The sequence below is a fragment of the Pseudomonas sp. UBA7530 genome (genome assembly GCF_002479365.1).
Taxonomy (GTDB): domain Bacteria; phylum Pseudomonadota; class Gammaproteobacteria; order Pseudomonadales; family Pseudomonadaceae; genus Aquipseudomonas.
The window spans coordinates 303235-315985 of record NZ_DLMS01000006.1 but is presented as its reverse complement, the minus strand read 5'-3'; the positions used below and the strand labels follow the sequence as shown (position 1 = coordinate 315985).

The 12751-nt window shown below is 59.2% G+C and carries 17 protein-coding genes and 2 tRNA genes; 2 read left to right on the top strand and 17 right to left on the bottom strand.

The features are described from left to right. Positions 1-142: 142 nt before the first annotated feature. The 8 genes from B2U07_RS11425 to B2U07_RS11390 all read right to left on the bottom strand — a co-directional run bounded on the left by B2U07_RS11425 (position 143) and on the right by B2U07_RS11390 (position 2743). Positions 143-349, bottom strand: coding sequence for a major capsid protein (locus B2U07_RS11425; RefSeq protein WP_275545189.1), 207 nt, complete (start codon positions 347-349; stop codon positions 143-145). Positions 350-360: 11 nt separating this feature from the next. After that, on the bottom strand, positions 361-564 hold the full coding sequence (locus B2U07_RS11420; protein ID WP_012018527.1) for a hypothetical protein: 204 nt from the start codon (positions 562-564) through the stop codon (positions 361-363). A gap of 9 nt (positions 565-573) precedes the next feature. Further along, the gene (locus B2U07_RS11415) at positions 574-753 is read right to left on the bottom strand and encodes a hypothetical protein (protein ID WP_275545188.1); all 180 of its coding nucleotides are present in this window, start codon (positions 751-753) and stop codon (positions 574-576) included. A gap of 15 nt (positions 754-768) precedes the next feature. Continuing rightward, the gene (locus tag B2U07_RS11410; RefSeq protein ID WP_275545187.1) at positions 769-1140 is read right to left on the bottom strand and encodes a hypothetical protein; all 372 of its coding nucleotides are present in this window, start codon (positions 1138-1140) and stop codon (positions 769-771) included. A 248-nt stretch (positions 1141-1388) separates the two neighbouring features. Then, positions 1389-1757, bottom strand: coding sequence for a hypothetical protein (locus tag B2U07_RS11405; protein ID WP_296276937.1), 369 nt, complete (start codon positions 1755-1757; stop codon positions 1389-1391). Positions 1758-1761: 4 nt separating this feature from the next. Continuing rightward, positions 1762-2061, bottom strand: coding sequence for a lysogeny maintenance protein PflM (gene pflM / locus B2U07_RS11400; RefSeq protein ID WP_296276935.1), 300 nt, complete (start codon positions 2059-2061; stop codon positions 1762-1764). A 195-nt stretch (positions 2062-2256) separates the two neighbouring features. Further along, complete coding sequence (locus B2U07_RS11395; RefSeq protein ID WP_296276934.1) at positions 2257-2478, bottom strand: hypothetical protein; 222 nt, start codon at positions 2476-2478, stop codon at positions 2257-2259. Beyond that, complete coding sequence (locus B2U07_RS11390; RefSeq protein WP_296276932.1) at positions 2471-2743, bottom strand: DNA-binding protein; 273 nt, start codon at positions 2741-2743, stop codon at positions 2471-2473. Before B2U07_RS11390 ends, B2U07_RS11395 begins: the two co-directional genes overlap by 8 nt. A gap of 631 nt (positions 2744-3374) precedes the next feature. On the opposite strand from B2U07_RS11390, the gene B2U07_RS11385 reads away from it, so the two are divergent. Continuing rightward, positions 3375-4070 carry a phospholipase D family protein gene (locus B2U07_RS11385; protein ID WP_296276930.1) on the top strand — a complete coding sequence of 232 codons (696 nt, stop codon included), beginning with the start codon at positions 3375-3377 and terminating at the stop codon, positions 4068-4070. A gap of 51 nt (positions 4071-4121) precedes the next feature. Continuing rightward, positions 4122-5189, top strand: a complete 1068-nt coding sequence (locus B2U07_RS11380) for a hypothetical protein (protein ID WP_296276927.1) — start codon at positions 4122-4124, stop codon at positions 5187-5189. 208 nt (positions 5190-5397) lie between these two features. Here B2U07_RS11380 and ychF read toward each other — a convergent pair whose 3' ends face one another. From ychF to B2U07_RS11335, 9 genes are all read right to left on the bottom strand, one after another. Next, complete coding sequence (gene ychF / locus B2U07_RS11375; protein WP_275547115.1) at positions 5398-6498, bottom strand: redox-regulated ATPase YchF; 1101 nt, start codon at positions 6496-6498, stop codon at positions 5398-5400. Positions 6499-6522: 24 nt separating this feature from the next. Beyond that, complete coding sequence (gene pth / locus B2U07_RS11370) at positions 6523-7113, bottom strand: aminoacyl-tRNA hydrolase (protein ID WP_072422958.1); 591 nt, start codon at positions 7111-7113, stop codon at positions 6523-6525. A gap of 60 nt (positions 7114-7173) precedes the next feature. Then, entirely contained in the window at positions 7174-7788 is a 615-nt protein-coding gene (locus B2U07_RS11365) for a 50S ribosomal protein L25/general stress protein Ctc (protein ID WP_197854835.1), read from the bottom strand. A 107-nt stretch (positions 7789-7895) separates the two neighbouring features. Continuing rightward, positions 7896-8837, bottom strand: coding sequence for a ribose-phosphate pyrophosphokinase (locus tag B2U07_RS11360; protein ID WP_197854836.1), 942 nt, complete (start codon positions 8835-8837; stop codon positions 7896-7898). A gap of 45 nt (positions 8838-8882) precedes the next feature. After that, positions 8883-8957 (bottom strand) — tRNA-Gln (locus B2U07_RS11355). Positions 8958-9013: 56 nt separating this feature from the next. Beyond that, a tRNA-Gln gene (locus tag B2U07_RS11350) sits at positions 9014-9088 on the bottom strand. Between the two features lie 26 nt (positions 9089-9114). After that, positions 9115-9990: a 4-(cytidine 5'-diphospho)-2-C-methyl-D-erythritol kinase gene (ispE, locus tag B2U07_RS11345; RefSeq protein WP_275547116.1), complete on the bottom strand. Its 876-nt coding sequence runs from the start codon at positions 9988-9990 to the stop codon at positions 9115-9117. 233 nt (positions 9991-10223) lie between these two features. Continuing rightward, positions 10224-10838, bottom strand: a complete 615-nt coding sequence (lolB, locus tag B2U07_RS11340) for a lipoprotein insertase outer membrane protein LolB (RefSeq protein WP_275547117.1) — start codon at positions 10836-10838, stop codon at positions 10224-10226. Continuing rightward, positions 10838-12565, bottom strand: a complete 1728-nt coding sequence (locus tag B2U07_RS11335; protein ID WP_275547118.1) for a tetratricopeptide repeat protein — start codon at positions 12563-12565, stop codon at positions 10838-10840. The genes lolB and B2U07_RS11335 overlap by 1 nt, the downstream gene beginning before the upstream one ends. Positions 12566-12751: the final 186 nt, after the last annotated feature.

The window sequence follows — 12751 nt, the reverse complement described above, 5'->3', positions numbered from 1 at the left end:
AACCATCTCAAACCCGCCCAAAGAACAGAGCCCAGAACGCCATGACGATGATGATGGTGGTCAGCATGTTGGCGTCCATGAAAAGCCCTTATGTGAAAAAGCCCGATAACGAATTACCGGGCTGGTTTTGGAACAGCCGGCCTTACAGCGCGCGGCGGATGAACTTGAAGGCGGCAATCGCGATGATTACGCCGAGGACGATGCCCGCGACCTCGACGCCATCGGCCTGAGCATCAGTGAGGGCAGTGGTCACGCCAGTCGGGAGGGCGGCGTGGGCTTGCTGCATGGCCAGCAGGCCAACAGCGGCGGTAGCACCGAGCGAGCGGCGCAGGACTTTCAGGTTTTGCATGGGTGTGTCTCCTACAGGTTGAGTGCCTTTTTCAGCACGAGAGCGCCGAAGACGATGGCGAACAGCACCAGGGCGTGTTCACGTATCTGTGCATGGTCCTCGGCGGTTAGCCCGGTCGGGCTTATCTCACTGAGCGCGACGGTGGAGAGGGTGCCCACACAAACCGGGGTCTGGCCTGCGCTCTCCCATACGCCGTCGCACACAATGAAATTCATGGCGCCCCCTTACTCGGCCAAGCTGGGGTCACGAATGACCTCAGCCATGTCCAGGCAGTCGGGGCAGATCACGAGGGCGGGCGCCTTGTTCAGATCGGGCAGCAGGTCGGGCTGGGGAGCGGACTGGTTGTAGAGCTGGCCCATGGGCTGCCCGCAGCAGTCGCACAGCACGCGATCAACGATCAGCACGGCGGCGCCCTCCCGTCAGGCCTTGGCCGCGTCCGGCTGGGTGCCGGTCGGCTTGGGCTGTTGTTGGGTGCCTTGCGGGGCAGCAGGCTTGGCGGCCTGGCCTTTCGGGTTCACGGCTTCGATGTGCAGGGCTAGGTTTTTGCCCTTGTTCTGGCCGCCGCGTGCCACGTCGAAGGTGATGCGTACCAGCTCCAGCGGGGCGAACTGGGCGCCGGCTGCGAATACTTCGTCGGCGGCGTCTTCAGCGATGGCCATGCCGATGATGGACAGGCCGTGTTCGGTCTTGCCGTCCGGTTCGTCGCCGTAGAAGACCTTGGCGTATTTGGTGTCATCCACCTGGGTCATCTGAGTGCCGAGAAATGCAACTTCCATAGTCGAACGTGCCATTTGTGTTTCCTCGCTTAGTTGCGCGTTATTGCGCGGTTTTGCCTTTCAGCAGGCCGAGCGATCCCGCACGGGCAAACTTTCGTTTTTGCCCGAGGGTGGCTCTCGACTTGCCGGGGTTTCAGTTGCCGCTTGTGCAGCCTGTTAGTTGGTAAACACCAAGGGCTTTGCCCTTGTCATCCCACTCTTGCCGCCGAGGGCTCGGGAGCGCGGGGCGGTGGAGCTGCCCCACACTCACGAGCGGAGGCTATTTAGGGTGGTGGGCGTTCAAGGGTTCGCTCTGCCCGTGCCTCCGTTTGACCGAACGGTGAAGCGTGTTCGGACAAGCCGGGGGCGCGGCCCTTGACCGACATAGCAATGAGCGCGGCGGTCAGGCCTTTGAAGAAGCCGCGTGTTTCCGCTTGGGTGCTGGCTAGGCGCGGGTCAGCGGGGGGGCGCTGTTTGGCTAAAGCCTCCAGGCGATCCAGATACTTGCAGTAAAGAATGATCAGGGGCAGGAAAAGCACAGCCACCATGCCGACGGCGCAGGCGGCCAGAACGAAGAGGTACATGACCTGCAGCAGCAGGATTACCAGGCCCTCTAGGACGGCTTCTAGCGAGTTGATCCATTCAGTGATCATGCAGTCACCCCACCAGTTCGAATGGTTCGCGCAGAGGCACGAAGGGCGTTGGTTTGCCGGTGTCGCTCACAACGTGCCAGTACGCTTTCGGACGGTTGCCGGGCTTGTGTTTCTCGCAGGTGTAGGCCTGCGAAACGTGGTTCCGACCATTGACCACGGACCATCGCGCGGGGCGGCAGTCGGTGCATTGTGTGTATGGGTAAGTAGGCGCCTTGGGCGGTATCCAGTTGCGGTTTAGCCAGCACACAGAGCAGTCGCAGTCCTCGGCGTGGGGTTGGCGCAGGTACTGGCTCAGGCTTTTCATTGGCGGCCTCCAGCGCTTGGCGCTTTTCGAAGTCGGCGCCCTGGCCGTGGGCGAAGTCGTTGCAGCTGTTGCAGCCGCAGAAGTCGCCACCGCAGTCGCAGCGGTAATCACCGAAGTGGCCTGCATCGCAGTAAGCGCGAACCTGCAGACAGTCCTGGCAGAGCATCAGAGCGGCGATTTTCGCTAGCTGGGTAGTCATGCGGCAGCCCTCACACCACGGACGCGGTAGAAGTCGCGGGCGCGTTCCTGGGTAAGCCCCCAGTGACGACCAGGGCCGGACGGCAGGTCAGCGATGACGCGCTCTATATAGGCAGTGCACTCAGCCTTGTTTGGGCCGGTGTGGACGCGGTGCCAGCGGCGTTGTTTGGTGGGGCCGTGCAGGGTGCAGCATTCGACGACGTAGGCGGTCTTAGTCATCGGTGTAATCCCCCGCGCAGAAGATGGTTTTGCCTCGGTCGAGGTCGCGGCGGATGCGGTGCAGGTTGATGACGCGGTGACGGCCGATTTTCACGGTCGGGACGGTGTGGCTTTCGATCCAGCCGCGCACCACGTCTTCGGTGATTTGCTCCATGCCCAGGAGCTGAGCCAGCACGTATTTCGTGCAGAACGGTGCGTCGCGGAAATCCGTTACGCGTTGGGCGTCTCCCGAAATCGAAAGCCCCACTACACCAGACTGTTCCATGCAATTACCCCTATAATCCGACCCAATGTTCCACTTTTTGGAACCTAATGCGGAGCTCCTAAAGCGTAATCTTTACTCCTGGAGTGAATATTACGCCAAGATTTTGTTGGAGTAAATTTTACGCCTATTGATTTTTTATAAATGGACGCGGTTAGAGATAGAGCGCTTCAATTGATCAAGCGGATAGGCCCGAAACAGCTGAGCGAGCTGGGCGGGAAAAATCACGACAGGTGGAAGAACATCAGTCGGGGGGCTATCCGAATCAGCACGGTAGAGGTGGGCGTGCTTGCAGAGGCGTACCCAGAGTACGCGCTATGGCTGATATCCGGCCGGATTGAGCCTGAGAACGGCCACAGAAGCCCTGATTACGATGAAGCCAATCGAAACTTGGCCAATCCAAACGCGGGATAGCGATCACCCAGGAAGTGGCTAGGCGCTGGTACGCCCGAAAGTAGGTCAAGGATGGCAAAAAATGATTACACCCGAAATCCTAGAACAGTTCCCTAAAAAGCTCCGGCCAGTTCAATCGTGAGGGCAGGTATAGGATTATGGGATAGCCATAAGTGATACTTGTTACTGGTGAAGTGACACCAGATAATTTTGTTCAGATGTAAGTTATAAGGACGTAGTGATGGCGAAGTTTCTTAACACAAGCGCAACGAACTATTTTCTAGAGGAACTGATCAAGAACGCCAAAGATCGTTTAATTCTCATTAGTCCCTTCCTTAAGCTAAATGACAGGATTAAAGAGCTCCTTGTCGACAAAGATCGCTTAAAGATTGATGTGCGAATTGTCTACGGAAAGAGCGAGCTTCAGCCTGAGGAGATTAGATGGCTGAATGAACTGTCCTACATCAGAACAAGTTTTTGTAAGAACCTGCATGCTAAATGCTATCTGAATGAAGAGATATGCATAATTAGCAGTCTGAACTTGTATGAGTTTAGTCAGGTTAATAATAACGAAATGGGAGTGCTAATAGAGCGCTCGGATGATAGCGACCTATACCGCGATGCGTATGAAGAGGCGCAGCGCATAATTCGTATAAGCGAAGAGGTAAGGATTAGCCTTGAGCGTATAAGTGTCACTGAGAAAGAGGATGAAGATTCTGACGAAGAAAAAACCTCAAAACTTACATCGTCAAAGCTAGGTCAGCGTTATAAGCTGAAAACTCCAGAGCTTATCCAGAAGCTAGTAGAAAAAGGATATTTGGAGCTTCATGGAGAGAAACAGCAGCTGACAGAGAAAGGGAAGGGTGCAGGCGGGGAGCTAAGGGTTAGTCCAAAGTTTGGCCCATATTTCTTGTGGCCGAGCGATTTAGATATTTAGTGATCTTTTGTAAATTTTATATGTGTGCGTAACAAGGAAGAGGGACTGTTAATGCATTCATTTGAGCTTAAGAGAGAAGCTGAGCTTGCGCTTGGATCACTTGAGAAATTCTCAGGCTTCATAGATAGTGTAAGAAGTATTTCAAATGTCTTGTCAGATCTTCCTGTCCATCTAGGCCAGCTGTCAACGGTGGGCGATAATAGACTTGGAGCCGTTAGAGGTGAAATAAAGTCATCGATAGGCAATATTCGATCAATAGTCGCGTCGCTAAGTACAAGGCAAATATTTAAGGATATCGAAGGGCTTTCGAGCTTGCTTGAGGAACTGGGGGGTGGGGAGTTAGACGATTTAGGGCTGGTAGAAAAAACCAATTCAAAACTTCAAAAATTCTCTAGTGATTATGAGGGGTATATAGACAGCTATAGGGTAGAAAATGCTGTGCCTCTTTTATTTTCTTCTGGGCGACTTGTTTATTCTCTGGAGTCCTTGATAGGTGCATACAGGTTCTCTGCGACTAATCTATCCGGCAGTGATTGTATCGATGATGACGACTCTAGGTCACAGCTGTCACTGTATTTGTCGAATATTAAAGACTTAAGAGACTTTGCGGAAAAATTAAATGCTATATCTGATTTGTATGAGGATATAGCTGGTCTGCTAGGGATTGATTTAACTGACTATCCTTTGATTATTGATCAGGTTGAAGCTGGTAGCCTTTGGTCAAAGGTTTTTGGTGAGTCAAGAGTTATCGGTCTAATGGTTGAGGTTCTGAAGGGGAGCGCTGGGTTTCTATATAGAAACTATACAGTAGAGGGGAAAGTTGCTTCAATTCCTGGAAAGCTAGAATCATTGGACAAAATTATTGATCTTACAGGACGACTTGAACAGGCTGGTGTAGATACAGGTGAGATAAAGGATGAAGTTAGGCGGGCTGCAGTAGGTATAGCAAAGAGCCTTAATGAATTGCTAGATTATCAGCATAAAGTTGAAATTAATGGTGAAAGCCTCTCTGTAGCTGATGAGGTTTTAAAAGGATTGACAGGGGATTCCTGGCGGCGACCAAGACTGGCTTATGAGGATAAGGAAGATCCACCTTTGTCATTGCCACCACCAGAGTGACTACATTGGTCGGATTTTCTGGGAAGGACTGGCCTAGCCAGCTTGAATGAGGGCAGAAAGCCCCGTTTTATGGGGTTTCCTGGCTCAGTCGGGCGGTTCGTAGCGGATTCATAATCCCTGCTACCACCAGCCGCACAGACAATTCCCCACCCCCAAAACAACAAAACCCCGCCAAAGCGGGGTTTTGTTTATACGTGGCTTACAACGATCAAACGTTAAAGCGGAAGTGCATCACGTCTCCGTCCTTGACGATATAGTCCTTGCCTTCCAGGCGCCATTTGCCGGCTTCCTTGGCACCGCCTTCTCCCTTGTAGGCGATGAAGTCGTCGTAGGCGACCACTTCGGCGCGGATAAAGCCTTTTTCGAAGTCGGTGTGGATCACGGCGGCAGCCTGCGGGGCGGTGGCGCCGATGCGCACGGTCCAGGCGCGTACTTCCTTCACGCCAGCGGTGAAGTAGGTCTGCAGGTTGAGCAGCGAGTAACCGGCGCGGATCACGCGGTTCAGGCCCGGCTCTTCCATGCCCATGGTTTCGAGGAACATCTGCATCTCTTCGAGATCGTCCAGTTCGGCGATCTCGGCTTCGATCTTGTTGCACACCGGCACGACAATGGCGCCTTCTTCTTCAGCGATGGCGTTGACCACGTCGAGGTGCGGGTTGTTCTCGAAGCCGTCTTCGGCAACGTTGGCGATGTACATTACCGGCTTGGTGGTGAGCAGGTGGAAGGTCTTGGCCAGGCGCTTCTCGTCGTCACCCAGGTCCTTGAGCAGGCTGCGCGCCGGCTTGCCTTCGGTGAGGTGGGGGATGAGCTTTTCCAGCAGGGCCTTCTGCGCCACGGATTCCTTGTCGCCACCCTTGGCGGTACGGGCAACGCGCTGCAGCTGCTTCTCGCAGCTGTCGAGGTCGGCCATGATCAGTTCGAGGTCGATGATCTCGATGTCGCGCTTGGGGTCGACGCTGTTGGCGACGTGGATGACGTTCTCGTCTTCGAAGCAGCGCACCACGTGGGCGATGGCGTCGGTCTCGCGGATGTTGGCGAGGAACTTGTTGCCCAGGCCTTCACCTTTCGACGCGCCCGCAACCAGGCCGGCGATGTCGACGAATTCCATGGTGGTGGGGATGACCTTCTCGGGCTTGACGATCTCGGCCAGGGCATCCAGGCGCGGGTCGGGCATGGGCACGATGCCGCTGTTCGGCTCGATGGTGCAGAAGGGGAAGTTTTCTGCGGCGATGCCGGACTTGGTGAGGGCGTTGAACAGGGTGGACTTGCCGACGTTGGGCAGGCCGACGATGCCGCAATTGAATCCCATGGTGTGTCCCTCGGGGAAAGGTGGTTACTTGGTGGCCTTCTGGCTATGCAGTTTGCGCATGGCCACGGTCCAGTCGCCGGCGAGTATTTCCGGCAGGACGTCCAAGGCGAAGTCGATGCTCTTGTCGAGCAGTTCCTGTTCGCTGCGTGGGGCGCGTCCGAGCACGTAGCCGGAAACCAGGCTGGCGTGTCCCGGGTGGCCGATGCCGAGCCGCAGGCGATGGAAGTTATTCTGGTTGCCGAGCTGGGCGATGATGTCGCGCAACCCATTGTGCCCGCCGTGGCCGCCGCCCTGTTTGAGCTTGGCGACGCCGGGTGGCATGTCGAGTTCGTCGTGGGCCACCAGGATCTCTTCGGGTTTGATCTTGAAGAAATTGGCCAATGCCGCCACGGACTGGCCGCTGCGGTTCATGTAGGTGGTGGGAATAAGCAGACGAACTTCGCGCCCCTGGTGGTTGAACTTGCCCACCAGGCCGAAATATTTGCGATCTACGGAGAGGTTGACGCGCTGGCTCTCGGCCACGCGCTCAACGAAAAGGGCCCCTGCATTGTGCCGGGTCTGGTCGTATTCGGGGCCGGGGTTACCCAGGCCAACGATCAGTTGTACGGCAGTCATACAGGAGCCCTTTCGAGAACATGGCCCGGCGTGATCGCATGCCGGGCCAGCTACTGACGATTACTCGGCAGCGCCTTCGCCGGCAGCTTCTTCACGAACGCGCGGCAGGTGGATGCTGGCTACCGGCAGGTCGCTGCCGTGGGCCAGAGCAACCAGCTCAACGCCTTTCGGCAGCTTGATGTCGGACAGGTGAACGGTCTGGTCAACAGCGACCTTGGCCATGTCGACTTCGATGAATTCCGGCAGGTCTTTCGGCAGGCAGGATACTTCGACTTCGTTCAGGGCGTGCAGGACTTCGCCGCCGCCTTGCTTGACACCAACGGAGGTGGCTTCGTTGATGAAGTGCAGCGGTACGTGGGCGGTCAGTTTCTGGCCGGCAACGACGCGAACGAAGTCAGCGTGCAGAACGAAGCCTTTGGCCGGGTGGCGCTGCAGGGCTTTGATCAGGACGCTTTCTTTGGTGCCGGCAACGTCCAGGGTCAGAACGTGGCTGAAGGCAGCTTCGTTTTCCAGCAGCTTGGCCAGGTCTTTGGCCAGCAGGCTGATGGAGGCGGGGGCTTTGTCGCCGCCGTAGATCACGGCAGGCACCATGGACACGTTACGACGCAGGCGGCGGCTCGCACCTTTCCCCAGGTCGGAACGCACTTCGGCATTCAGGGCAAATTCAACAGTCATTTCACTTCTCCAAAATAACCAAACCGCCTTGTGGCTTGCGACCAGCCTCGGGCGGTAGGGCAAAAAGCCCCGCACGAGGCGGGGCAGTGTGATCTGGCCTGTTCCGCTTAGCGGAACATGGCGCTGATCGATTCTTCGTTGCTGATGCGGCGGACCGCTTCGGCGACGACCGGGGCGATGTCGAGCTGGCGAATGCGCGAGCAGGACTGCGCCGCAGCGGACAGCGGGATGGTGTTGGTGACCACCAGCTCGTCCAGGACGGAATTCTCGATGTTCTCGATGGCGCGGCCGGACAGCACCGGGTGGGTGCAGTAGGCGTAGACCTTGGCGGCGCCGCGCTCTTTCAGCGCCTTGGCGGCGTGGCACAGGGTACCGGCGGTGTCGACCATGTCGTCGACCAGGATGCAGGTACGGCCGTCGACGTCACCGATGATGTGCATCACTTCGGACTGGTTGGCCTTCTCGCGACGCTTGTCGATGATCGCCAGGTCGACGCCCAGGCTCTTGGCCACGGCGCGGGCACGAACGACGCCGCCGATATCGGGGGAGACGATCATCAGGTTGTCGAAGCGCTGGTCTTCGATGTCGTCGACCAGGACCGGGGAACCGTAGATGTTGTCCACCGGAATGTCGAAGAAGCCCTGGATCTGGTCAGCGTGCAGGTCGACGGTCAGCACGCGGTCGATACCGACCACGGTGAGCATGTCGGCAACCACTTTGGCGCTGATCGCCACGCGAGCGGAACGCGGACGGCGATCCTGGCGGGCGTAACCGAAGTAGGGGATAACCGCAGTGATGCGGGTGGCCGAGGAACGGCGGAAGGCGTCGGCCATCACTACCAGTTCCATCAGGTTATCGTTGGTGGGTGCACAGGTCGGCTGAATCAGGAAGACGTCCTTGCCGCGGACGTTTTCGTTGATTTCGATCATGACTTCGCCGTCGGAGAATTTACCGACCGAAGCATCGCCGAGGGGAATGTGCAGCTGACGAACGATCCGTCGCGCCAGATCGGGGTTTGCGTTCCCCGTGAAGACCATCATCTTGGACACGCGCAGTACCTGCCGGCTGGGGTATACCTGGATGGGTATGGAAAATGGCAGGGGCGGCTGGATTCGAACCAACGCATGCCAGGATCAAAACCTGGTGCCTTACCGCTTGGCGACGCCCCTATATTCTGTGTCGAATGCTGTTTAAATCGGTTTGCGATGCCTCCCGAGGGAGGTTATGGCAGGGGCGGCTGGATTCGAACCAACGCATGCCAGGATCAAAACCTGGTGCCTTACCGCTTGGCGACGCCCCTGTATCGTATAACCGAATGCTGAGCATTCACTTCTTGGCCAATGCTTGGAGCTTGCGGTGCAACATCGAGATGTTGCGACCTTGAGCGACAAAGCTCGGCAGAGTGCCTGGAAGTTGGCGGGCGACTTTATCAGCATCGTCCCGATTTGGGAAGCTCCCAAATACGCAAGCTCCAGTGCCGGTCAATCTAGCTGAAACAAATTTGTTCAACAAGATCAAAGCGTTACGAACTTCAGGGTAACGCTTCTCTACAACCGGCTGGCAGTCGTTTCGACCACCCCCCGCAAGAAGGCTGCGAACTTTAATGGGCGGCGTATCCCGTGTCAACTCGGGCGAGCCGAAAACTTCTGCTGTGCTTACAAAGACTTGCGGCGCGGCGACGAGGAACCAGGGTTCCTCGAGTTCCACTGGCGTCAGACGTTCGCCAACGCCTTCGGCGAAGGCGGCGCGGCCGCGCACGAAAACCGGTACGTCGGCGCCCAGCGCCAGGCCGATTTCGGCCAGGCGATCTTCGCCCAGTTCGGTGCGCCACAGGTGGTCGAGGCCGACCAGGGTGGTGGCGGCATCCGAACTGCCGCCGCCGATACCGCCGCCCATGGGCAGGCGCTTGTCCAGCCAGATGTCGGCGCCCAGTGCGGTGCCTGAAGCTTCCTGCAGGCGCCTGGCGGCACGCACGATCAGGTTGCTGTCATGCGGCACGCCTTCGATGGGGGTGTGCAGGTGGATTTCGCCATCCTGGCGCGCGCTGAAGCCGAGCTCGTCGCCGTGGTCGAGAAACTGGAACAGGGTCTGCAGCTCGTGATAGCCATCGGCGCGGCGGCCGAGGATATGCAGCATCAGGTTGAGCTTGGCCGGGGCGGGCAGGGTGAGTTCGGCGTGGGCGGGGATGGAGGTGCTGGTCATGGGGTGCGCTGAAGAGTCGTCTTAGGGTGCTTGTCTCCCCTCTCCCGCTTGCGGGAGAGGGGCCGGGGGAGAGGGGCGGCAAATCACCCTCTCCCCGGCCCTCTCCCATAAATGGGAGAGGGAGTGGTCCGCGGAAGTAGTTGGCCGCGTGGCCTATCCACCGGCTGCGTGCTATGGGAGACGCTGGACAAGCCGTCGCGGCTGAAGCCCCTCCCACAGTATGTACCGCTGGCTTACTGGCCGAGCTGTCGCGGCTGCCAGTCCTTGATCACCAGAGTCACTTCCAGGTCCTGGCCGTAGAGTTTCATGCGTTCCGGCAGGGCATAGCCGTTCTGCTCGGTATAGCGCTGGTATTCCACACGCCAGCCGTCCTGTTCCAGCTGCGCCAGGTGGCTTGCGCCGTCGAGGGTGATGCGGCTGCGGCTTTCCGGGGCGGGCAGGCCGCGAATCCACCAGAGCAGGTTGGACACTGGCAGATCCAGACGCAGTTGCTCGCGCAGCAGGGCTTCCGGCGATTCGGCGCGGAAGCGGCCACGGTTGGACACTTCCAGCAGGATGTCGCCCGGGCGCCCGGTCAGGCGCGCGGCGCCACCGCCCAGCGGGCCGGACAGGCGGATGTCGTAATAGTCCTGGCGCTGCAGCCAGAACAGCGTCGCGCTGCCGGAATCCTGCGGGGCGCGGATGCCGATCTTGCCGTTGATCTGCCAGCCGTCTAGCTGGGCGATCTGCTGCTTGTGAGCCTTCCACTGGGCTGGGTCGCCCTGGCCTTCCAGCGCTTCGTGCGAGGTGAGGCCGGCACAACCGGCGAGCAGGGCGAGGAGGCTGAATACGAGTAGGTGACGAATCATCAAAGAGTCTCGGAGCCGGTCAGGCGCAACAGGGTGTCACGCAGGATGGGACTGTCCGGCGCTGCACTCAGTGCATCGCGCCAGACGCTGCGGGCTTCGCGCTGCTTGCCCTGGGCCCAGAGGACTTCGCCGAGGTGGGCAGCGACTTCGTGGTCGGGGAATTTCTCCAGGGCCTGGCGCAGCAGGCGCTCGGCCTCGTCGAGATTGCCCAGGCGATAGTTGACCCAGCCGAGGCTGTCGAGAATCGCCGGGTCGTCCGGGTTGAGCTGGTGCGCCTTGGCGATCAGATCGCGGGCTTCTTCGTAGCGCGTGGTGCGGTCCGCCAGGGTGTAGCCCAGGGCGTTGAGGGCCATGGCGTGCTCCGGCTCGCGCTGGATGATGTAGCGCAGGTCGGTTTCCAGCTGGCCCAGGTCATCGCGTTTTTCCGCCAGCATGGCGCGGGTGTAAAGCAGGTTGAGGTCGTTGGGGTATTGCTCCAACCCATCGTTGATGACCTTCCAGGCCGGCTCGACCTGGCCGCTGTTGCTCAGGCCTTCGGCCTCGATCAGGTACAGCTGAATGGCGTAGTCCGGCTGGGCATCGCGGGCCTGGGCCAGGCGTGCGCTGGCTTCTTCGCCGCGCTGTTGGGCGAACAGCAGCTCGGCCTGACGTTGCTGGGCCGGCAGGTAGTCATTGCTCGGGCCGACCAGACTGTATTCCTGCAGCGCGCTGTCGTCGTCCTCCAGCGCCTCGTAGGCACGGCCGAGGTTGTAGTGCGCGGCATCGACATGGCTGCGGCGCTCGACCAGCTCTTCCAGGTAGACGATGGCCTCTTCCCAGGCTTCGGCCTCCAGGCACACCAGTGCCATGGAGAAGCGCAGGTCGTCGTCGTTGGGATTTTCCTGCACCAGTTTGGCGAACTCGCCCTTGGCGTCATCGAGGCGGTCCTGTTCGACCAGCAGGCGCGCGTAGGTCAGGCGCAGGCGCTTGTCGTCGGGGTTCTTGCGAATGCCTTTTTGCAGCAGCGGCAGGGCTTCGTCGCCCCGGCCGAGGCTTTGCAGCAGGCGTGCGCGCAGCAGGATCGGCGAGACCTCATTGGTGCTCGCTGCGCTGTCCTCGAGCAACTCCAGAGCTTCTTCGGCGCGGCCGTCCTGCTGCAGGAGGATGGCCTTGCCGAACAGCAGCTGGCTGTTGTCCGGGTTCTTGCTCAGCAGGCGGTCGAAGCCTTGCAGCAGGCCGGCGCGGGTATCCGGGTCGGTTTCTGCGGCGGACAGCGCGAGGAAGTCGAAATGGGTATCGCCCTGGCGCTGCAGCACCTGCTCCATATAGGTCATGGATTCGTCGTAGCGGCCGGCGCGGGCCAGCTGCACGGCGGCGGCGCGCTGCGCATCGATGTTGCCTGGTGCGTTGCCGGCCCAGATCAGCGCGCTGTCCAGCGCGGCTTGTTCGGCGCCGAGGTATTCGGCGATGCGGAAGGCGCGCTCGGCAACGCCGGCATCGCCGGTGATCTGCGCCTGCTGCACGTAGTTGCCAAGGGCGATGTCGAAGCGGTTGCGCTGCCCGGCCAGCTCGGCGGTGAGCAGGGCGAGCAGGCTTTCCTGGCTGAACGAGCCGTACTCGCTGGGTTCCAGTTGGGTGGCCTGGTCGGCTTCCTGCACCGGTGGCGTGCCGTCCGGCTCGCTGGGGGCGAAGGTTTGGCAGCCGCTGAGGAAGGCGAATGCGGTGAGCAACGCGAGGGGTCTGTTCATAGTGCCTTGTCGTGCGTTATTCCGGGGCGAGGGCCGTACCGGCTCGTGCCCTGCGACGTTCGCGGCATCATGACACAAGCCTTGGAGCAAGCCCACTGGCCAGGACGATGCGGCGAACCGTCTATTGGGACAATAGGTCGCAGGAGTTGTTCTCTCGGGGGCGAAGTAGGACAATTGCCGGCTCCC